At 69.1% G+C, this 19,193-nt stretch carries 19 protein-coding genes, 1 tRNA gene and 1 pseudogene; 11 read left to right on the forward strand and 10 right to left on the reverse strand.

Features of this window, described 5'->3' with window-relative positions; translation table 11 throughout:
* A pseudogene (locus tag BKN37_RS02470) lies at positions 1 to 401 on the reverse strand (transcription-repair coupling factor); the annotation flags it as partial.
* A 186-nt stretch (positions 402 to 587) separates the two neighbouring features.
* Complete coding sequence (locus BKN37_RS02475) at positions 588 to 1,190, reverse strand: TetR/AcrR family transcriptional regulator (RefSeq protein WP_071020877.1); 603 nt, start codon at positions 1,188 to 1,190, stop codon at positions 588 to 590.
* A gap of 86 nt (positions 1,191 to 1,276) precedes the next feature.
* On the opposite strand from BKN37_RS02475, the gene BKN37_RS02480 reads away from it, so the two are divergent.
* The 8 genes from BKN37_RS02480 (at position 1,277) to pth (ending at position 8,003) form a co-directional block, all read left to right on the forward strand.
* Positions 1,277 to 1,348 (forward strand) — tRNA-Gln (locus BKN37_RS02480).
* A gap of 102 nt (positions 1,349 to 1,450) precedes the next feature.
* Positions 1,451 to 2,917: a bifunctional UDP-N-acetylglucosamine diphosphorylase/glucosamine-1-phosphate N-acetyltransferase GlmU gene (gene glmU / locus BKN37_RS02485; protein ID WP_071020880.1), complete on the forward strand. Its 1,467-nt coding sequence runs from the start codon at positions 1,451 to 1,453 to the stop codon at positions 2,915 to 2,917.
* Positions 2,918 to 3,062: 145 nt separating this feature from the next.
* Positions 3,063 to 4,490 carry an RNA-guided endonuclease InsQ/TnpB family protein gene (locus BKN37_RS02490; protein WP_071020883.1) on the forward strand — a complete coding sequence of 476 codons (1,428 nt, stop codon included), beginning with the start codon at positions 3,063 to 3,065 and terminating at the stop codon, positions 4,488 to 4,490.
* A 103-nt stretch (positions 4,491 to 4,593) separates the two neighbouring features.
* A complete protein-coding gene (locus BKN37_RS02495; RefSeq protein ID WP_071020885.1) occupies positions 4,594 to 5,574 on the forward strand; it encodes a ribose-phosphate diphosphokinase in 981 nt (326 codons plus the stop codon).
* On the forward strand, positions 5,575 to 5,922 hold the full coding sequence (gene arsC, locus BKN37_RS02500; RefSeq protein ID WP_071020888.1) for an arsenate reductase (glutaredoxin): 348 nt from the start codon (positions 5,575 to 5,577) through the stop codon (positions 5,920 to 5,922).
* Positions 5,919 to 6,572, forward strand: coding sequence for an LpqN/LpqT family lipoprotein (locus BKN37_RS02505; RefSeq protein WP_071020890.1), 654 nt, complete (start codon positions 5,919 to 5,921; stop codon positions 6,570 to 6,572). Before arsC ends, BKN37_RS02505 begins: the two co-directional genes overlap by 4 nt.
* Before the next feature lie 171 nt (positions 6,573 to 6,743).
* On the forward strand, positions 6,744 to 7,412 hold the full coding sequence (locus BKN37_RS02510; protein WP_071020894.1) for a 50S ribosomal protein L25/general stress protein Ctc: 669 nt from the start codon (positions 6,744 to 6,746) through the stop codon (positions 7,410 to 7,412).
* Positions 7,413 to 7,424: 12 nt separating this feature from the next.
* Positions 7,425 to 8,003 carry an aminoacyl-tRNA hydrolase gene (gene pth / locus BKN37_RS02515; protein WP_071020897.1) on the forward strand — a complete coding sequence of 193 codons (579 nt, stop codon included), beginning with the start codon at positions 7,425 to 7,427 and terminating at the stop codon, positions 8,001 to 8,003.
* 25 nt (positions 8,004 to 8,028) lie between these two features.
* Here pth and BKN37_RS02520 read toward each other — a convergent pair whose 3' ends face one another.
* Positions 8,029 to 8,859: an AraC family transcriptional regulator gene (locus BKN37_RS02520; RefSeq protein ID WP_071020900.1), complete on the reverse strand. Its 831-nt coding sequence runs from the start codon at positions 8,857 to 8,859 to the stop codon at positions 8,029 to 8,031.
* A gap of 58 nt (positions 8,860 to 8,917) precedes the next feature.
* On the opposite strand from BKN37_RS02520, the gene BKN37_RS02525 reads away from it, so the two are divergent.
* A complete protein-coding gene (locus BKN37_RS02525; RefSeq protein ID WP_071020903.1) occupies positions 8,918 to 10,180 on the forward strand; it encodes an amidohydrolase family protein in 1,263 nt (420 codons plus the stop codon).
* Here the strand turns inward: BKN37_RS02525 and BKN37_RS02530 are convergent.
* Entirely contained in the window at positions 10,177 to 10,845 is a 669-nt protein-coding gene (locus BKN37_RS02530) for an alpha/beta hydrolase (protein ID WP_095406978.1), read from the reverse strand. The two genes, BKN37_RS02525 and BKN37_RS02530, sit on opposite strands and share 4 nt — an antisense overlap.
* Positions 10,846 to 10,911: 66 nt before the next feature.
* Between BKN37_RS02530 and BKN37_RS29690 the strand changes: the two genes are divergently transcribed.
* The gene (locus tag BKN37_RS29690) at positions 10,912 to 11,154 is read left to right on the forward strand and encodes a type II toxin-antitoxin system Phd/YefM family antitoxin (RefSeq protein ID WP_242657053.1); all 243 of its coding nucleotides are present in this window, start codon (positions 10,912 to 10,914) and stop codon (positions 11,152 to 11,154) included.
* On the forward strand, positions 11,151 to 11,564 hold the full coding sequence (locus tag BKN37_RS29695) for a PIN domain-containing protein (protein ID WP_071020909.1): 414 nt from the start codon (positions 11,151 to 11,153) through the stop codon (positions 11,562 to 11,564). The genes BKN37_RS29690 and BKN37_RS29695 overlap by 4 nt, the downstream gene beginning before the upstream one ends.
* A gap of 117 nt (positions 11,565 to 11,681) precedes the next feature.
* Here BKN37_RS29695 and BKN37_RS02545 read toward each other — a convergent pair whose 3' ends face one another.
* The 6 genes from BKN37_RS02545 to BKN37_RS02570 form a co-directional block, all read right to left on the reverse strand.
* Positions 11,682 to 13,319, reverse strand: coding sequence for a fatty acyl-AMP ligase (locus BKN37_RS02545; RefSeq protein ID WP_071021051.1), 1,638 nt, complete (start codon positions 13,317 to 13,319; stop codon positions 11,682 to 11,684).
* A gap of 276 nt (positions 13,320 to 13,595) precedes the next feature.
* Entirely contained in the window at positions 13,596 to 14,552 is a 957-nt protein-coding gene (locus tag BKN37_RS02550; RefSeq protein ID WP_071020912.1) for a 4-(cytidine 5'-diphospho)-2-C-methyl-D-erythritol kinase, read from the reverse strand.
* A gap of 26 nt (positions 14,553 to 14,578) precedes the next feature.
* Entirely contained in the window at positions 14,579 to 16,066 is a 1,488-nt protein-coding gene (locus BKN37_RS02555; protein ID WP_071020914.1) for a PE-PPE domain-containing protein, read from the reverse strand.
* 143 nt (positions 16,067 to 16,209) lie between these two features.
* The gene (rsmA, locus tag BKN37_RS02560) at positions 16,210 to 17,112 is read right to left on the reverse strand and encodes a 16S rRNA (adenine(1518)-N(6)/adenine(1519)-N(6))-dimethyltransferase RsmA (RefSeq protein ID WP_071020917.1); all 903 of its coding nucleotides are present in this window, start codon (positions 17,110 to 17,112) and stop codon (positions 16,210 to 16,212) included.
* Complete coding sequence (locus BKN37_RS02565; protein WP_071020920.1) at positions 17,085 to 18,203, reverse strand: resuscitation-promoting factor; 1,119 nt, start codon at positions 18,201 to 18,203, stop codon at positions 17,085 to 17,087. The genes rsmA and BKN37_RS02565 overlap by 28 nt, the downstream gene beginning before the upstream one ends.
* A gap of 140 nt (positions 18,204 to 18,343) precedes the next feature.
* Positions 18,344 to 19,189 carry a TatD family hydrolase gene (locus BKN37_RS02570; RefSeq protein WP_194074114.1) on the reverse strand — a complete coding sequence of 282 codons (846 nt, stop codon included), beginning with the start codon at positions 19,187 to 19,189 and terminating at the stop codon, positions 18,344 to 18,346.
* Between the last annotated feature and the right edge of the window lie 4 nt (positions 19,190 to 19,193).

Here is a 19,193-nt window from a genome sequence, read left to right on the forward strand (position 1 = left end):
CCCCCCCCCCCCCCCCCGCCCCCCCCCCGCCCACCACCCGCACGCCCCAGCCGGCGCGGCGGCGGCGGCGGGGCGCCGACGGTGACCACGCCCGAGGTGGGCCGCGCGTGCGGCGGCGTCTCCCAGGACGGGAACATCGCCGCCGCGTCGCCCAGCACCCCGCGCAGTTCGGCGGTCAGGTCGTCGGCTTCGCGTCCGGTGGCGGTGACCACCAGCAGCGGGGTCTGGCGGGCCAGCGCGGCCGCCGCGAACAGCCGGGCGCTGGCCGGGCCGACCAACGCCAGCTCCTGCGGCCGCTCGGCGGCCCGGTCGATGAGTTGGGTAAAGGTGGGCGCGGTCAACGCCAGGTCGACCAGCCCCGCGATCGGGGTGACTGGGCGGGCAGGCCCCGGTGCGGTCATTTGGACCATTCTATGCTTGCCGATTCACGTTGCGGCGCTGGCCAAAACGGGCGTGACCGCCGCCACATCGCGGCGCCGCAATGCTCCGCAGCGCCGAGATCTACGTTTCCGTGCCGCGTACTCGAACTTTTGCCCGAAAACGTCGATCTCGGCGCTGCGCGGCGGCGCGGCGCGGCGGCCCGAAAGCTACTCGTCGAGCAGATCGGGGTCGGCCTCCAGGTGGGTCAGCCCGTTCCAGCACAGGTTGACCAGGTGCGCGGCGACCACTTCCTTCTTGGGTTCGCGCACGTCGAGCCACCACTGGGCGGTCATCGACACCGACCCGACCAGCGCCTGGGCGTACAGCGGCGCCATCTCCGGGTCCAGGCCGCGCCGGGAGAAGTCCCCCGCCAGGATCGAGGACACCTGGTTGACGGCGTCGTTGAGCAGGGTGGAGTAGGTGCCGGCGCTGATCGCCGCCGGCGAGTCGCGGATCAGGATGCGGAAGCCGTCGGTGCGCTCCTCGACGTAGGTCAGCAGCGCCAACGCCACCCGCTCGATGCGCAGCCGGGACCGGTTGTTGGTCTGCTTGGTCAACGACGCGGTGATGCCGTCCAGCAACGCCGACATCTCCCGGTCGACGACGACCGCGTAAAGCCCTTCCTTACCGCCGAAATGCTCGTAGACCACCGGTTTGGATACGTTGGCCCGCTGCGCGATCTCCTCGATCGAGGTGCCCTCATAGCCGCGGTCGGCAAATAGCGAGCGCGCGATGTCGATGAGTTGGTGACGACGCTCGCTACCCGTCATCCGGGCGCGCGGCGCCCGCACATCTTTGTCCGGAGCTGCCACGTCTACCAGGATATCCAGTTCGGTTAGAGTCTCCTTGCAGTTGATCCGTCGTGGTGTAATCGGCAGCACATCAGATTTTGGTTCTGAGAGTTCAGGTTCGAGTCCTGGCGACGGAGCTTTTCGCCCGGCCCTTTGCCGCCAGCGTGCGCAAAATGCCACGCTAGACGGCGTATCGGCGTACGGATGCGCACGCTCGCGCCAGCAAGCCGAGGAGGCCCATGACAACGCAAGGCGACACCGCGGTCCTGGTCTTGGCGGCCGGGGCCGGAACCCGGATGGTTTCCGACACCCCCAAGGTGCTGCACACCCTGGCCGGGCGCAGCATGCTCGCGCACGCCCTGCACGCCACCGCCGGCCTGGGCCCGCAGCACCTGGTCGTGGTGGTGGGTCAGGGCCGCGACCGGGTCGCGCCGGCGGTCGCCGAGCTGGCCGAGCAACTGGGCCGCGAAGTGGCCGTGGCGGTGCAGCAGGAGCAGCTGGGCACCGGGCACGCCGCGCTGTGCGGGCTGTCGGCGCTGCCCGACGATTTCGCCGGGGTCGTGGCCGTCACCTCCGGGGACACCCCGCTGCTGGACGCCGCCACGCTGGCCGACCTGATCGCCAGTCATCGGGCCGGGCCGGCCGCGGTCACCGTGCTGACCACCACGCTGGACGACCCCACTGGCTACGGCCGCGTCCTGCGCACCCAGGACGGGGAGGTCATCGCGATCGTCGAGCAGGCCGATGCCAGCGCATCGCAGCGGCAGATCGGCGAGGTCAACGCCGGGGTGTACGCGTTCGACGCGGCCGCGCTGCGCTCGGCGCTGACCCGGCTGAGCGCGGACAACGCCCAGCGTGAGCTGTATTTGACCGACGTGATCGGCATCGTCCGCGGCGACGGCCTGATCGTGCGGGCCCGCCACGTCGACGACGCCGCGCTGGTGGCCGGGGTCAACAACCGGGTGCAGCTGGCCGAGCTGGGTGCCGAACTCAACCGGCGCATCGTGGCCGGCCACCAACGCGCCGGGGTCACCGTCGTCGACCCCACCACCACCTGGATCGACGTCGACGTGGCCATCGGCCGCGACACCGTGATCGCGCCGGGCACCCAGCTGCTCGGGGCTACCCGCATCGGCACCCACTGCCGCATCGGCCCAGACTCCACGCTGGCCGACGTCACCGTCGGCGACGGGGCGTCGGTGATCCGCACCCACGCCGGCTCGGCGGTCATCGGCGACGGCGCCACCGTCGGCCCGTTCGCCTACCTGCGGCCGGGCACCGTGCTGGGCGCCGACGGCAAGCTGGGCGCCTTCGTGGAAACCAAGAACTCCACCATCGGCACCGGCACCAAGGTGCCGCACCTGACCTACGTCGGCGACGCCGACATCGGCGAGCATTCCAACATCGGCGCCTCCAGCGTGTTCGTCAACTACGACGGGCAGACCAAACGGCGCACCACGGTGGGCTCGCACGTGCGCACCGGCTCGGACACCATGTTCGTCGCGCCGGTCACCGTCGGCGACGGCGCCTACACCGGGGCGGGCACGGTGCTGCGCGACGACGTTCCGCCGGGCGCGTTGGCGGTATCGGCCGGCCCGCAACGCAACATCGAGGATTGGGTCCAGCGCAAACGGCCGGGCAGCGCGGCCGCGCAGGCCGCCGAGCGGGCGCGGACCAGCCCCGATGCGGCCGACCCGCCGGAGTGACCCGCGGCGCGTTCGGGGAACCCGCACGTTGGGCTAAAGAGTGTCCGGTGTGAGTGATTCGTAGGCCTGGGCAATGGTTGGCGGGTCGCCAGCGTCATCGCTGGCCAGCCGATTGTCGGTGGGTGCTGCGATACTCACCGGTGAGATGACTCGGCACACAACGTTCAAGTTCTGTCTGGATCCCACCGTCGAACAGCAGGACGTACTGGCCAGGCACGCAGGCGCGGCCCGGTTCGCGTTCAACCAGTGCCTACGCATGGTTACCACAGCACTGTCCGATCGCAAGACCGACCCGGGCGTGGCCGTTCCATGGACGGGGTTCGATTTGATCAACAGTTTCAACGGGTGGAAGAAAACTGAGGCTGCCGGCCGGGTATTTGCCGTCAACAACGACGGAGTCACCGACGTGGTCGTGACCGGCCTAGCGTGGCGAGGTGAAGTATGTCAGCAGGTGTTTGAAGAAGGCGCCATCAATCTGGGTAAGGGGCTCAAAGCCTGGTCGGACTCGCGGTTGGGCAGATGCAAAGGCAAGCGCGTCGGCTTCCCTCGCTTCAAGAAGAAAGGTCGCGCGCTGCCATCGTTTCGGCTGCGCAATAAGCACCCCAAAAACGGGAAACCGGCGATTCGGGTCGGTGATAACAATCGACGCCGCTCGGTGACTCTGCCCGTGATCGGGCCGATCGCCGTGCACGACGACACCCGCCAACTGCGGCGCATGCTCGGCAAAGGCCGCGCCACAATCCTGTTCGCCACCGTGACCCAGCAAGCTGGACGCTGGTGGGTGTCGCTAAATGTCGAGGCCGCCGACCTACATCCGACTCACCAACACCCGACCCGGGCTGAGAGCGACGCCGGCGGCTGGGTCGGCGTTGACCGAGGCCTGTCGGCATTCATGGTCGCCGCAACCAGCGACGGCACCGAGGTTGCCCGCATCACCGAAGCCCCGAAAGCGCTACGAGCCGGTCTGGCCCGGCAGCGGCGCTTGGCCAAGAATGTGTCGCGCAAGAAGGAGGGCTCACACAACCGCCAACACGCTGCTCGCAGGCTCGGGCAGCATCATCATAGAATCGCCAACATTCGTCGGCATTTCCTGCATCAGATCTCGGGTGCGCTGGTCAAGACTCACGACCGGCTCGTCATCGAAGACCTCAACGTGGCAGGGATGCTGGCCAACCACCGGCTCGCCCAGGCCATCTCCGATGCCGGATGGGCCGAATTCGCCCGCCTGCTTCGCTATAAACAGGCCTGGCGCGGCGGCGAAGTCGTGGTTGCCGACCGCTGGTTCCCCTCCAGCAGACTCTGTCCGGCGTGCGGACTGCGCCGCGAGTTGACACTGGCGGATCGGATGTTCACATGTGGTTGCGGACATTCCGCCGACAGGGACACCAACGCCGCGGCAAACCTGGCCCGTTGGGGTCAAGCCCATCACGCCAACCAATCCCCGGACCCCCAAGCAGGAGGCCGGGTCACCAACGCCCGCCGACGGGACGGCGCTGACCAGCACTCTGCGTGTGCCGGTGAAACCAGCCCGAACGACGCGGGAACCGACGTTCACACCGCACCCGCGGCCTGAACCGACGACGCCCGAGAAGGGCGGTGCCGAACCCTCAACACAGCAGTTCGACACGCTTTACGTACCATTAGGCGACATCTCGATCAACCGCCGGGGGCAGCACGTGAGCTACGACTGGATGGACAACCGCAAAAACCTCATGTTCTTCTCCGGCCGGGCCCACCCCGAGCTGGCCGAACAGGTCGCCAAGGAGCTCGACGTCCACGTCACCGAGCAGACCGCCCGCGATTTCGCCAACGGGGAGATCTTCGTGCGGTTCAACGAGTCGGTGCGCGGCTGTGACGCGTTCGTGCTGCAGTCGCACCCGGCGCCGCTGAACCAATGGCTGATGGAACAGCTGATCATGATCGACGCGCTCAAGCGGGGCAGCGCCAAGCGGATCACCGCGATCTTGCCGTTCTACCCGTACGCCCGCCAGGACAAAAAGCACCGCGGCCGCGAGCCCATCTCGGCGCGGCTGGTGGCCGACCTGCTCAAGACCGCTGGCGCCGACCGGATCGTCACCGTCGACCTGCACACCGACCAGATCCAGGGCTTCTTCGACGGGCCGGTCGACCACATGCGCGCCCAGGCCCTGCTGTGCAACTACATCGCCGACAACTACGCCCGCGACGACATGGTGGTGGTGTCCCCGGACTCCGGCCGGGTGCGCATCGCCGAGAAGTGGGCCGACGCGCTGGGCGGGGTGCCGCTGGCGTTCATTCACAAAACCCGGGACCCGCGGGTGCCCAACCAGGTGAAGTCCAACCGGGTGGTCGGTGAGGTGGCTGGGCGGACCTGTGTGCTGATCGACGACATGATCGACACCGGCGGCACCATCGCCGGCGCGGTCAAGCTGCTGCACGACGACGGCGCCAAGGACGTGGTCATCGCCGCCACCCACGGGGTGCTGTCCCCGCCGGCCTCCGAGCGGCTGGCCGAGTGCGGCGCCCGCGAAGTGATCGTCACCAACACGTTGCCGATCGGCGAGGACAAACGCTTCCCGCAGCTGACCGTGCTGTCGATCGCGCCGCTGCTGGCCAGCACCATCCGGGCGGTCTTCGAGAACGGCTCGGTCACCGGGCTTTTCGACGGGGACGCGTAGATGGCTGACGCCGCGACTATCTACCACAACCCGCGCTGCTCCACCTCGCGCAAGACGCTGGAGCTGTTACGGGACAACGGCATTGAGCTGACCGTGGTCGAATACCTGAAGACCCCGCCGTCGCGCGCCGAGCTGGTGCAGATGATCGACGACGCGGGGATCGCGGTGCGCGACGCGGTGCGCACCCGGGAAGCGGTGTACGCCGAACTGAACCTGGCCGATGCCTCCGACGACGCCCTGCTGGACGCGATGGCCGAACACCCGATCCTGATCCAGCGCCCGTTCGTCGTCACCGCAAACGGCACCCGGCTGGCTCGCCCGATCGATGCGGTCCGCGAAATTCTGTGAACTTTCGGCTGTTCGGCGTCACCGCGGCGGTTCTCTGCCTGGTCGGTTGTGGGTCCAAGTCGCCGGACTACCAATCCATCTGGACCACCAGCGCGACAACGACGACCACCGCCACCACCACGACGGGGACCGAGAAACCGGTCGCGTTCCCGCAGTACCTGGAAAGCATCGGGGTCTCCGGGGAGCAGGTAGCACCCGACTCGCTGACCGACCTGACGGTGTCGATCCCGACCCCGCCGGGGTGGACCAGGTCCACCAACTGGCACTTCTCCCCCGGAACGGTGGCGATCAGCAAGGGCGACTCGTATCCGATGGCCATCTTGATGGTGTTCAAGCTCAGCGGTGACTTCGACGCCGCCGAGGTGGTCAAGCACAGCTTCGCCGATGCCGAACTGACGCAGAACTTCAAGAAGCTGGACTCCTCCACCGACGACTTTCACGGCTTCCCGTCGGGGATGATTCAAGGCTCCTACGACCAGCTCGGGCAGCGGCTGCACAGCTACAACCGGGTCGTCATCCCCACCGGCGCGGCCCCGGCCAAGCAGCGTTACCTGGTTCAGCTCACCATCACCACGGTGGCCACCCAGGCCGTCGCGCAGGCCGACGATGTCGAGGCGATCATCCACGGCTTCACCGTCGCCGCCAAATAGGTGCGGCGGCCCCGGCGAATTTCCGCTGCGCGGCGCCGGTGCGCTATCCTGACCGGCGTCACGGCGAGGGCGGTCGGCAATTGTGCTGATCACCGTTATCGACGGCGACCCGGATATTTCCCCTACTGGTTGTCGCGATGCTGGCCGTGCCCCGAACACAGGAGCGACACCATGGCCAAGACGGCAGCGTCAAAGACTTCGCACACCAACAAGCTCGCCGCCGCGGTGCGGACCGAGACCGGTAAGGGCGCGTCCCGACGGGCGCGTCGCGCCGGCAAGATCCCCGCGGTGCTCTACGGCCACGGCACCGAGCCGCAGCACCTGGAGCTGCCCGGCCATGACTACGCGGCCGTGCTGCGGCACGCCGGCACCAACGCCGTGCTGGCGCTCGACATCGACGGCAAAGAGCAGCTGGCGCTGACCAAGGCGCTCGACATCCACCCGATCCGCCGCACCATCCAGCACGCCGACCTGCTGGTGGTGCGCCGCGGCGAGAAGGTCGTCGTCGAGGTCAACGTCGTCGTCGAGGGCGACGCCGCCCCGGGCACCCTGGTCACCCAGGAGACCAACACCGTGGAGATCGAGGCCGAGGCGCTGTCGATCCCCGAAGAGTTAACCGTCTCGGTGGAGGGCGTCGAGGCCGGCACCCAGTTCGCCGCCGGCCAGCTCACGCTGCCCAAGGGGGTCACCCTGATCTCCGATCCGGAGCTGCTGGTGGTCAACGTGGTGACCGCGCCGACCGCCGAGGAGATGGAGGGCGAAGCTGCCGAAGAGGCCGCCGAGGGCGAGGCGGCTGCCGAAGCGGCCGAGGAGACCGCGGCCGCCGAAGAGTCCGAGTAGACGGATCACCGGATGGCCGAGCCGTTGCTGGTCGTCGGCCTGGGCAACCCCGGACCGAATTACGCCAAAACCCGGCACAATCTCGGATTCATGGTCGTCGACCTGCTGGCGCAGCGGCTGGGGTCGGCGTTCAAGGCGCACAAGCGGTCCGGCGCGGAGGTCGCCACCGGTCGCCTCAGCGGGCGATCGGTGGTGTTGGCCCGGCCGCGGTGCTACATGAACGAGTCCGGCCGCCAGGTGGGACCGTTGGCGAAGTTCTACTCGGTGCCCCCGGCGGACGTGATCGTCGTCCACGACGACCTCGATCTGGACTTCGGCCGGGTCCGGCTCAAACTGGGCGGCGGCGAGGGCGGCCACAACGGGCTGCGCTCGATCGCGAACGCCGTGGGCACCAAGGATTTTCAACGGGTGCGGATCGGGATCGGGCGCCCGCCCGGCCGCAAGGACCCGGCGACGTTCGTGCTGGAGACGTTCACCGCCGCCGAGCGTCCGGAAATCCCTGCCATTTGCGAGCAGGCCGCCGACGCCACCGAGTTGCTGATCGAGCGGGGCTTGGAGCCCGCCCAAAACATCGTCCACGCCTGGCCCTGATCCGCGCGAGCGTGCGGCTACGCACTCAGCCGGTCGCGGCGATGCGACGGCGGTAGGTCGACGGCGGCTCGCCGCAGAACTGGGTGAACGCGCGGGTGAAGGCGCTCAGGCTGTCGAACCCGACCGCGGTCGCGGTCTGGGCCACCGGCTGATCCGGTGCGGCCAGCAGCGCCATCGCCCGCAGCATCCGGGCGTGCAATAAATAGGTGCGCCACGACATGCCGATCGCCGTGTCGAACTGGCGCCGCAGCGTGCGCTCGGAAACCGCCACGGCGCGGCTGACCTCGGCGGCGGTCACCGACGACAGATGCGCCTTGGTGTAGGCCATCGCCGCCGCCACGATCGGGTTCTCGGAGGTGGGCAGGCTCAGCGGCGCCTCGTGGTCCAGCGCCTCGAAGACCAGATGCCCCAGCGTGGCGAAGAAGCCGTCGGACACCGGGTCGCTTTCGGCGCGCCCGATCGGCCAGCGCAGCGCGTAGATCATCATCTCCCGGATCAGCGGCGACACCGCCAGGATCCGGGCCCGGTCGTCGGTGGGCGGCAGCAGGTCGGGATCGAACATCACCGCGACGCTGCGCACGTCGGGGTTCATGGTGGCCTGGTGTTCCAGCCCGACCGGGATCCAGGCGGCCTGCTGCGGCGGCAGCAGGTAGTGCGCGGCCGCGGTCTCCACCTCGACCACCCCGCCGATCGCGTACTGGATCTGGTGCAGATCATGCGAGTGCCAGCCGGTGACCAGCCGATGGCCCTCATAGAGGTAGCTGCCGGCCCGGGCGCGGCCACCGTAGCGCAGCTCGACCCGCCCGATGTTGGCCGATTCTGCTAAACGTCTGGCCGAAAGCGCGGAGACGGTCATGGCATTCGACGGTACAACTAGGAAGAAAGGTGAGCCAACGACGCCTCAAGGAGTGTGCATGAACGTCGACGACCTGATCCTGGTGAGCATCGATGACCACGTCGTCGAACCCCCGGATATGTTCGCCCGGCACGTGCCCGCCAAATACGTCGACGAAGCACCGCGGGTGGTCACCGACGACAACGGCGTCGACCAGTGGATCTACCAGGGCCGCCCCACCGGGGTCAGTGGCCTCAACGCGGTGGTGTCCTGGCCGGCCGAGGAGTGGGGCCGCGACCCGGCCGGGTTCGCCGAGATGCGGCCCGGCGTCTACGACGTGCACGAACGGGTCCGCGACATGAGCCGCAACGGCATCCTGGCCTCGATGTGCTTCCCGACGTTCACCGGATTCTCGGCCCGGCACCTCAACCAGCACAAGGATCCGGTGACCGTGATCATGGTGCAGGCCTATAACGACTGGCACATCGACGAGTGGGCCGGCGCCTACCCGGACCGGTTCATCCCGATCGCGCTGCTGCCCACCTGGAACCCCGAGGCGATGTGCGCCGAGATCCGTCGGGTGGCGGCCAAGGGCTGCCGCGCGGTCACCATGCCCGAACTGCCGCACCTGGAGGGGCTGCCCAGCTACCACGACATCGAGTACTGGGGCCCGGTGTTCGCCACGCTGTGCGAGCAGAACGTGGTGATGTGCCTGCACATCGGCACCGGGTTCGGCGCGATCTCGATGGCCAAGGACGCCCCGATCGACAACCTGATCGTGTTGGCCACCCAGATCTCGGCGATCGCCGCCCAGGATCTGGTGTGGGGCCCGGCGATGCGCAGCTACCCCGACCTGAAGTTCGCGTTCTCCGAGGGCGGCATCGGCTGGATCCCGTTCTACCTGGACCGCTGCGACCGGCACTACACCAACCAGAAGTGGCTGCGCCGCGACTTCGGCGGCCGGCTGCCGTCCGAGGTGTTCCGCGAGCACGCGCTGGCCTGCTACGTCACCGACAAGACGTCGCTGAAGCTGCGCCACGAGATCGGCATCGACAACATCGCCTGGGAGTGCGACTACCCGCATTCGGACTGCTTCTGGCCCGACGCCCCCGAGCAGGTGCTGGCCGAGTTGACCGACGCCGGCGCCGACGACGCCGACATCAACAAGATCACCTGGGAGAACGCCTGCCGGTTCTTCGGCTGGGATCCGTTCGCGCGGACCCCGCGCGAACGGGCCACCGTGGGCGCGCTGCGGGCGACCGCGAGCGACGTCGACGTCTCCATCCGGCCGCGCAAGGAATGGGCCCGGCTGTACGCGCAAAAGCAGCTGGCCCAGGCCTAGGGCCGCGCCGCCCAGGCCAGCAGCCGATCCCACAGCCGGCGGCGGGTGGAGGCCATGTTGTGGCAGTGCCCGCTGGATTCCAGCACCATCGTGGTGACCTCGGGGCTACGGCGGTAGAAGCCGGCCTCGGCGGCGGGATCCGGTGAGACGTCGACGGCGCCGTAGCCGAGGAACACCGGGACGTCGACCAGGGCCGCCTCGTCGGCGGTGATGCCGGGCACCGCCGCTGCCCCGAATCGGCGCGGCACCACCGACAGCGTGGTGGCGTGATCGGCCTCGACGACGGCGGCGGGCACATCGGGCAGATGAAACCAGCCCGCAACCACGATCGGCCGCCGGGCGGTGCCGGCGACCTCGGGCACGGCGGCGATGGCGGCGGCCAGCGCGGCCGCAATGTCGGGCAGGTCGATGTCGCGGGCCGGTCGGCTGCTGTCCCCGGTGCCCAGCGGGTCGACGGCGACCACCGAAAAGCCGCGCTGCGACGCGTATTCGGCGAAGTTGTAGCCGGTGTGACCGGGCGCCTCGAAGTGCCAGTAGCCGCGGTTGTAGGTGCCGCCGGGCAGACACACCAGCACACCGGGATCCGGCGTGGCGGCGGGATACACGGTGGCCGCTAACGTTGCCGGCTCGCCGACGGCAGCGCTGACGTCCAGGCGGGTCTCCATTGTGCAGATTGTGCCCCGCATAACTCGGCATCGGTCGAGAGGGCGAAAAGTGCTACGCTGTCGCACGTGGAGGTCGGGGTACGCGACCTGCGGAATCGCACCAGCCAGGTGATCGACGCGGTCAAATCCGGGCAGCAGGTGACGCTCACGGTGCACGGTGAGCCGGTCGCCGACATCGTCCCGCATCGGCGTCGCGTCCGGTGGCTCACCGGGGAGCAACTCCGACATGAGCTGGCCGAGCGCGCGGCCGATGCGCCCCTCGCCGACGAACTCGAGGAGCTTGCCGGCCATACCCTCGAGCAGCTGTGACCGCGGTCGAGGCCGACGTTGGCCTGTTGGACACCTCGGTGTTCATCGCCCGCGAAAGCGGCCGGCCCCTCGCGCAACTTCCCGAACGCGTCGCGTTGTCCGTCATAACGATCGGCGAACTGCAACTCGGTGTGCTCAACGCAGGCGATTCGGGGACCCGCGCCCGGCGCGCAGACACCCTGGCGCTGGCTCGGGCGGCGGACCCGATCCCGGTCAGCGAAGCGGTGATGGTGTCGTGGGCTCGACTCGTCGCCGATTGCCGCGCCGCGGGGGTGCTACGGGCGGTGAAGTTGACCGACTCCCTCATTGCGGCCACCGCCATCGAGCACGGCCTGCCGGTCGTGACGCAGGATGACGATTTCGATCAGATGGCGCGGGCCTGTCCAGCCCTGTCAGTGATCAAAGTGTGACCACCGCAGACCTTCGCCCCGCGGTGGAGTTCTCGAGCGTGCGATCTCATACGCCTCGCCCGAGAGAAAGCGTATCGATTCGCGCACTCGGCGTTGCCCGGCGTAGCTCGCCGAAAGTTAGGTGACCAGGGCGACGGAGTTGGCCCGCCGCAGCTTGCCCGACGGCGTCTTGGGGATGCTGCCCGGTCCCAGCACCACGACGTTGCGCGGCCGCATGTCGACCTCTTTGACGACCTCGTGGGCGACGTCGTGTTCGATGCGGCGCACCTCGGCGGGATCCTGGTGGGCGTTGGACTCGACGGCCACCGCGAACGTCTCCCGGGAATGACCGGCGTCCAACCGCACCGCCACCGCACAGCCCGGACGCACCCCGGCGACCCGGCAGGCGGCCCGCTCGATGTCGGTCGGGTAGATGTTGCGGCCGGCCATGATGATGACGTCCTTGACCCGGCCGCAGACCACGATGTGGCCGTTCTCCAGCTGGTAGCCCAGGTCGCCGGTGTCATACCAGCCGTGCTCATCTTGGGCCGGGATGAACCCGGCCATGGTGAGGTAGCCCGGGGTCACCGGCTCGCCGCGCAGCTGGATGACCCCGACGCCGCGGGCGGGCAGCACCGTGCCGTCCTCGTCGACCACGCGGGCCTCCAGCCCGGTCAGCAGCGGCCCCAGCGACACCAGCCGGCGGGTGTTGCCCTTGGTCGCCGGCACCGCGCGGCGCAGCGCGGCCAGCAGGTCGGCGTCCACCTCGTCGACCACCAGGCCGTCGCCCAGCTCGGAGAACGACACCGCCAGCGTCGTCTCGGCCATCCCGTAGGCGGGCATGATCGCCTCGGGTCGCAGCCCGAACGGCTTACCGGCGTCGATCAGGTCCTCGACGTCGGCGGGGTCGACCGGCTCGGCGCCCGACAGCGCGAACCGCAGCGAGGACAGGTCAAACTGGCCGGGGGTGGCCTGCTTGCGCAGCCGCTTGGCGAACAGCGCGTAGGCGAAGTTGGGGGCCGCCGTCATGGTGCCCTTGTACTTGTCGATGAGCTTGGCCCACAGCAGGGTGTCGCGCAGGAAGTCCATCGGCGTGACCTTGACCAGTTCGACGCCGAAGTACATCGGCACGGTCAGGAAGCCGATCATGCCCATGTCGTGGAAACACGGCAGCCAGCTGAGCATGACGTCGTTGCCGGTGGGGTCCATCTTGGCGCCGATGAACATCGCTTCGGCGTTGGAGTAGATGTTGCGGTGGGTGATCTGCACCGCCTTGGGCGACCCGGTCGATCCCGACGTCAGCTGCATCAGCGCCAGGTCGTCCTCGCCGGTCTCGATCGGGTCGGCGGGCTCGGCGGCCAGCAGCTCCTCGACGGTCAACACCGTCAGGCCCTTGTCCTGCAGCACCGGCATCGCGGCCATGAACGGCTCGGAGATGACGACGGCCTTGGCCTCGATCATGTCGACGACGGTCAGGGTGTCCTCGGCCCACGCCGCCAGGTCGGTGCGGGGGGTGGGCTGGTGCAGCATGGTCAGGCTGGCGCCGCGCATCCACAGCCCCTGGGCGGTGGGGGCGATCTCGACCGGCGCGCCGGCCAGCACCCCGACGACGTCGCCGTGGCCGACGCCGGCCGCGGTCAACCCGCCGGCGATGCGGCGGGCACGTTCATGCACCTCGAGCCAGGTGTGCCGGACCGGGTTGTGGGGTTCGCCGGTGACCATGCCTTTGGTGCTGGTGCGGGCGTTGTGGAACATCGTCTCGGTGAACCTGCTCACCACAACCTCCTCGGTTCCGGCACTCGTCGATTCCACAAGGACCGGGATCTAATGCTCCCCCGGGTAGGGGGCGCTTCGTAACTGGCACGCACACACAATTGGGGAGCAGTTATGTCTCGAATCGGTGTTGAGCCAGGAACCGCGCGCCGCAGCCGCGTTGACCGTCCACCGGGGTACCCGGCAGACGAATGTATCCCGCGCTGTCCCTGAACGCTAGTCGTCACCGCCGAACATCTTAAACTCCTCTTAAGTAACTACCAAACCTTGAGGCGTGTGTCACACCTCGGTGGCCGGCGCGGGCACGACGCGGGCGCCGTGCACCGGGCCGCTGGCCACCCGCACCGTGCGGCACACCCCCGCCCCGGCGAGTTCGGTGCCCACGTCGATCGCCGACGCCGCCGACGCGCACAAAAACGCGCACGTCGGCCCGGAACCGGACACGATGCCGGCCAGCGCGCCGGCCTCGACCCCGGCGCGCAGCGCGCGGCGCAGCCCCGGGTCCAGGCTGACCGCCGCCGCCTGCAGCTCGTTGCCCAGCAGCGGCGCCAGCCGATGCGGATCGCCGGCGGTCAGGGCCGCCAGCACCGGCTCCGGGCTCGGCAGCCCAGGCGGGCTGCCGACGTCGCGGAGCCGGTCCAGCTCGGCGAACACCGCCGGCGTCGACAGCCCGCTCTTGCCGAACGCCAACACCCAGTGGAAGGTGTCGCGGGCCAGCACGGTGGCCAGCTCCTCGCCGCGGCCGGTGCCCAGCGCGGTGCCGCCGTGCAGCGCGAACGGCACATCGCTGCCGAGTTGGGCGGCCAGCACGTGCAGGTCGTGCCGCGGCACGCCCAATTCCCACAGCGTGTTCATGCCGACGAGCACCCCGGCGGCGTCCGCGCTGCCGCCGGCCATGCCACCGGCCACCGGGATGGATTTGTCGACGGTGATCGACACGTCGGGGCGCCGGCCGACGTGCTCGGCCAGCAGTTCGGCGGCCTGCCAGGCCAGGTTGCGTTCGTCGGTGGGCAGCGACTCGGCGCCCTCACCGACGACCCGCAGCGACAGCGTGTCGGCGTTGCGGATGGTCACCTCGTCGACCAGCGAGACGGCGTGGAACACCGTCCTCAGGTCGTGGTAGCCGTCGGCGCGGCGGTCACCGACCGCCAGGTACAGGTTGACTTTGCCGGGGACGCGCACGGTGACCGACCCGGTGGCCACCCACTCGGTGGCGGTGTTTCCCTCCCTCGGCACCGCACGAGAGTATCGCCGAACCGCCGTCAGAACGGGATGAGGCTGGTCAAATCGCCGACGATCGATTGCACCGCATCCATCGCGATCAGGAACTCGAAGCCGCCCGCCATGGTGGCCAGCCCGACGTCGGCGGCGATCGGGTCGCCGAGGGCGCCGAGCAGGTCGCCGCTGGAGAGGGCGTCCACGAACAGGTTGACGTCATACAACGGCACCGAGGTGACCAGGGCGTTGATGATGTCGGCGGTCGGCAGCAGCACGGCGTAGCCGCTGGCGGCGATATTGGTGAGCGCGTTCACCGCGCTGCTGAGGAAGCCCAGCGGGTTGGCCGCGTCCACGGCGGCGGTGCCCGCGGAGCCGGCGTCCAGCAGCGACAACGGGTTGGCGACGACGTCGGACAGGTTCGGCAGGGACAGGCCGGTCAGCCCGCCGGTGATGTCGTGCACGAAGGCGTCGATGCCCTGCTGGGTGCCGCTGGCCAGCAGGCCGGGAAGTTTCTCGAAGGCGCTCAGGCTGGGGAACAACCCGAACGGGGTGGCCACATTCGCCGGGGCGGTGGACCAGCCGTATTCGGGGTCGCCGTAGCCGAGGTTCACCAGATACGTCAGATCCGGTTGCAGCAGATCCGCGATCGGTTTGCCGATGACCGGAATCGAGCGCACCGGGTCCAGCAGCGGCAGATTCTCGGTAGGAATCATCCAGTAGTTGGTCGCGCCGGTGCCCCCGGGCAGATCCGCCGATCCGGGCAGCAAAATCGCGCCGCCCGGATTTGTCGCTGATTCGGGCGCGATCTGCTCGGGTGTCAGGTCCGGGTAGGTGCCGTGCACGTAGTTGATGCCCGCGAAGGCGTTGAGGTCGGACAGCAGGTTGAGTGGGTAGCGCGGGAAGTCGGCGTAGCCGTCGTATTCCAGTGTGTAAATGTCGGTGGTGAACGGGGTGTCCGTCGGCGTCGCGCCGTAGAAGTTCAGCCCCAGGCTGGGCAGGTTCAACCCCGCGAAACGCTCGAGCAGGCCCCCGTTGGGGTTCATCGGATCGCCGATCAGCACGAAGCTCACCGGCGCGTTCGGGTCGGTGGCCGCGAGATTCTGCATTTCCAGCGACGAGATCACCGCGCTCTGCGAGTAGCCGAAGACGACGAGGTCATCGCCGGCATGGTTGGTGATGGCGTCGTTCAAGATGGTGACCCCGCGGTCCACCGAGGTGCTCAGCGGCAAGTCTTTGATCCCGGTCAGCGGATACAACCCCTCCGGGGTGAACAGGCCTTGCGGCGGGTCCGCGGTGTAGCCGCCGAAACCGTTGGGCGCCAGGAACAGGTGGGTCACGTCCTGCACGTACTGCTCGCCCGGGATCGGCTGGCCGCTGCCGCCCATGATCAGCGCCACCTCGTCGGCCAGCAGCGCCGCCTCGGCCCTCACCGTCCTTACCGTCGACTCGAACGCCGACGTCAGGCTCAGCACCGTGGCACCGATCACCGCCAGCACCGCGACAACCAGCGAAAACAACCTGCGACGCAGCATGTGCGACCTCCCTGCGGCGGAGTCGGCGAGCACGACTCCCCGCAGAGTAGCTGAGAATAACCTGAGTTGTGGCCAAACGATTCATAAAGTTTTGGCCGGCGTTCTCGGCTCCCGCTCAGGACCGGGGCCGCGCGGTGGGCCGCCTAGCTCGCCGAGGCGTGCTCCCAGCCGGACCGCTGCAGCAGCCGCACGAAGTCGGCGATGCTCAGCGTCTCCCCGCGCCGGGACGGGTCGATGCTGGCGGCCAGCAACCGGTTCGCCGATTCGTTGCCGGAGCCCGCCCATTCGGCGAACGCGTTGCGGGCCGTCTTGCGTCGCTGCGCGAAGGCGATGTCGACCAGGTGGAAGACCTGGCGGCGGAAGGCGTCGTCGGTGGGCCACGGCGACGTCTCGTACCGGTCCAGCCGCACCAGCCCGGAATAGACCCGCGGGATCGGCCAGAACACGCTCGGCGGCACGGTGCCCAACCTGCGGACCGGCCCGAAGAACCGCATCTTGGCGCTGGGCACCCCGTAGTCCTTGCCGCCCGGTTCGGCGGCCAGCCGCTCGGCCACCTCGGCTTGCACCATCACCATCACGGTCCGCAGCGAGGGGAATTCGGCCAGCACGTGCAGCAGCGCCGGCACCGCCACGTTGTAGGGCAAATTCGCCACCACCGCGGTGGGCTCGTCGTCCAGCTCCGCGCGACGCAGCGACAACACGTCCCGGTTGAGCACGCTCAGCCGGGACGCCTCGCTGCGGGAGTGCTCGGCGATGGTTTGGGGCAGCCGACCGGCCAGCACCGGGTCGATTTCGATGGCGCTGACCGTAGGCCCGCGGTCCAGCAGGGCCAACGTGAGCGAGCCCAGCCCGGGCCCGATCTCCAAGACGTGGTCGTCGCGGTTGACGCCCGCGGCCGACACGATCCGCCGCACGGTGTTGGCGTCATGAACGAAGTTCTGTCCCAGCGATTTTCGGGGCCGAAACTCGAGTTCTTTGGCCAGCTCCCGGATCTCGGTGCGCCCGAGCAGCCGAATCGTCAACGCCTCGCGCTGCACACCGGCCAGGCGCCCCAGCCCTGACGCGCCTGGGTGACCTCGGCGATCGCGATCTGCTCCTCGCGGGTCGCCAGGTCCGCGCGGGGGGCGTACTTCAGACCACCGTTGCGCTCCCAGGTGTTCTGGTCGAACTGCACACCACCGTAGAACCCGTTGCCGGTGTTGATGGCCCAGTTATTGTGCGACTCGCAGCTGGCGATCCGGTCCCACGCGCTGCCGTAGACCGACTCGGGCACCTCGGTGCCCGGCTTGGTGCCGACCCGCAGCACCGAGTCGCGGGCCGGGGTCACCACGGTGTTGGCCACCGGCAGCCGACCGGTCTCCACCCCGTTGACCGTGGCCACCGCGAAGGTCACATCCTGGGTGCCCGGGGTGCCCGGGTCCTCGACGACCGACCGGCTCATGTTCATCTCCGGGTCCTCGATGCGCTGCGCGTTCGGGGTCAACTCCCGGCGCTCGGTGACCTGCTCGACCCGGATGCGGGTCACCTGGACCTGCATGCCCTCGGTGACCGGCGCCGACGCGGCCGGGGTCACCTTGTCGCCCTGTTCCAGCGGGGCGCCGGCGGCGGCGAGCAGGCCCGCGACGTTCGGCGCGGCCAGGTGCACGGCGCGGATCGCGCCGCCGTCGTCGATCTGCACGTTCTTGGCGGTGACCACCGGCAGGGCCATGCCGGCCAGCGGGACCCGGCTACCGCGGGAGGCCGCGGCCGGGGCGGTGTCGGTCATCGACAGCTGCGCCAACGCCTCGTCCACGGTCGAGGCCGTCGTCCAGACGTCCTTGTCCTGGCCGCCGTCCAGCGAGATGTGCAGCGGCCGGCTGCGCCGCAACATGATGGTGTCGGCGTCGTGCACCTGCACGTCACCGGCCGGGTACAGGTCGTCGCGCTCGGCGACGGCGAATCCGTTCTCCTCGACGATGTCGATCACCCGCGACTTCATCGTGGTCACCGTGACCGGCGTCCCGTCGACGTTGAGGGTGACCGTCTTTTGCGCGGCGACCGCGTAACCACCGGCGAAGGTCAGCACCAGCAGCAACGCGGCGACCAGGACTCGCAATATCGGTGATGGGGTCTGGTGCAGCTTGGTGAGTACGTTCAACGTGCGTCTTCCCCGACCTCAAAAACCTCAGTGACAAACTAAACGGGCCCGCAGGCCCGCAATTCGATAACGAGACGGTAACGAACCTGTCTACATCGGGCAACTTGCGGAGCCCGTCTCGAGCGGTTCTTACTGGACTCTTAAAGCCCGTACACCCGTCGCGCGTTGCCGGTGGACGCCCCGGCCAGCTCGTCGGCCGGCCGATCCAGTAGTTCGGCCAACGCCCGGACAGTGTATGGGAGGCAATACGGCTCGTTGGGCGCGCCGCGGTACGGGTGCGGCGTCAAAAAGGGTGCGTCGGTCTCCACCAGCAGCTGGTCGACCGGGATCAGCGGCGCGGCTTCTCGCAGGTCACGGGCGTTGCGGAAGCTGACCGTGCCGGACAGGCTGAGCAGCCAGCCGGCGTCGATGCAGCTGTGAGCCATCGCCGGCCCGGACGAGAAGCAGTGGAAGATCACAGTCTCGGGGGCGCCCTCGGCGGCCAAAACGTCCAGCACCTCGGTGTCGGCGTCGCGGTTGTGGATCATCAGCGGCTTGCCGGTCCGCTTGGCCAGGTCGATATGCCACGCAAAGGCCTCCCTTTGCGTCGCCGGTTCGGCGCAGCCCTGCAGCCGGCCCGGCCAGTACAAGTCCAGGCCGGTCTCCCCGATCGCCACCACCCGCGGATGGGCGGCCAGCCGCTCGATCTCGGCGCGGGCGTCGTCGGTGAGGGCGTTAGCGCGGGTGGGATGCAGCGCCACCGCGGCGTAGACCCGCGGATCCCAGTCGGCGGCGCGGGTCACCCAGCGCGCCGACGCCAGATCGTCGGCGACGGTGACGACGGCTTCGACCCCGGCCTGCGCGGCCCGGTCCAGCAGCGTCCGCACCCCGTCGGCGTCGGTCGCGCCGCACGCGTCCAGATGGGTATGCGCGTCGATCAGCGGGGCCAGCGGCGGCGGAGCCGGTGGCGCTTCTCGTTTGGCTGACCGTTTGGAGCTCACGCGCACACAA

Source organism: Mycobacterium talmoniae, assembly GCF_001854525.1.
GTDB lineage: Bacteria > Actinomycetota > Actinomycetes > Mycobacteriales > Mycobacteriaceae > Mycobacterium > Mycobacterium talmoniae.

Bases quoted from the DNA above. Each gene is read 5' to 3' on its own strand.
- BKN37_RS02475 (WP_071020877.1), bottom strand. From the start codon at position 1,190: ATGACGGGTAGCGAGCGTCGTCACCAACTCATCGACATCGCGCGCTCG.
- glmU (WP_071020880.1), top strand. From the start codon at position 1,451: ATGACAACGCAAGGCGACACCGCGGTCCTGGTCTTGGCGGCCGGGGCC.
- BKN37_RS02490 (WP_071020883.1), top strand. From the start codon at position 3,063: ATGACTCGGCACACAACGTTCAAGTTCTGTCTGGATCCCACCGTCGAA.
- arsC (WP_071020888.1), top strand. From the start codon at position 5,575: ATGGCTGACGCCGCGACTATCTACCACAACCCGCGCTGCTCCACCTCG.
- BKN37_RS02510 (WP_071020894.1), top strand. From the start codon at position 6,744: ATGGCCAAGACGGCAGCGTCAAAGACTTCGCACACCAACAAGCTCGCC.
- pth (WP_071020897.1), top strand. From the start codon at position 7,425: ATGGCCGAGCCGTTGCTGGTCGTCGGCCTGGGCAACCCCGGACCGAAT.
- BKN37_RS02520 (WP_071020900.1), bottom strand. From the start codon at position 8,859: ATGACCGTCTCCGCGCTTTCGGCCAGACGTTTAGCAGAATCGGCCAAC.
- BKN37_RS02525 (WP_071020903.1), top strand. From the start codon at position 8,918: ATGAACGTCGACGACCTGATCCTGGTGAGCATCGATGACCACGTCGTC.
- BKN37_RS02530 (WP_095406978.1), bottom strand. From the start codon at position 10,845: ATGGAGACCCGCCTGGACGTCAGCGCTGCCGTCGGCGAGCCGGCAACG.
- BKN37_RS02555 (WP_071020914.1), bottom strand. From the start codon at position 16,066: ATGCTGCGTCGCAGGTTGTTTTCGCTGGTTGTCGCGGTGCTGGCGGTG.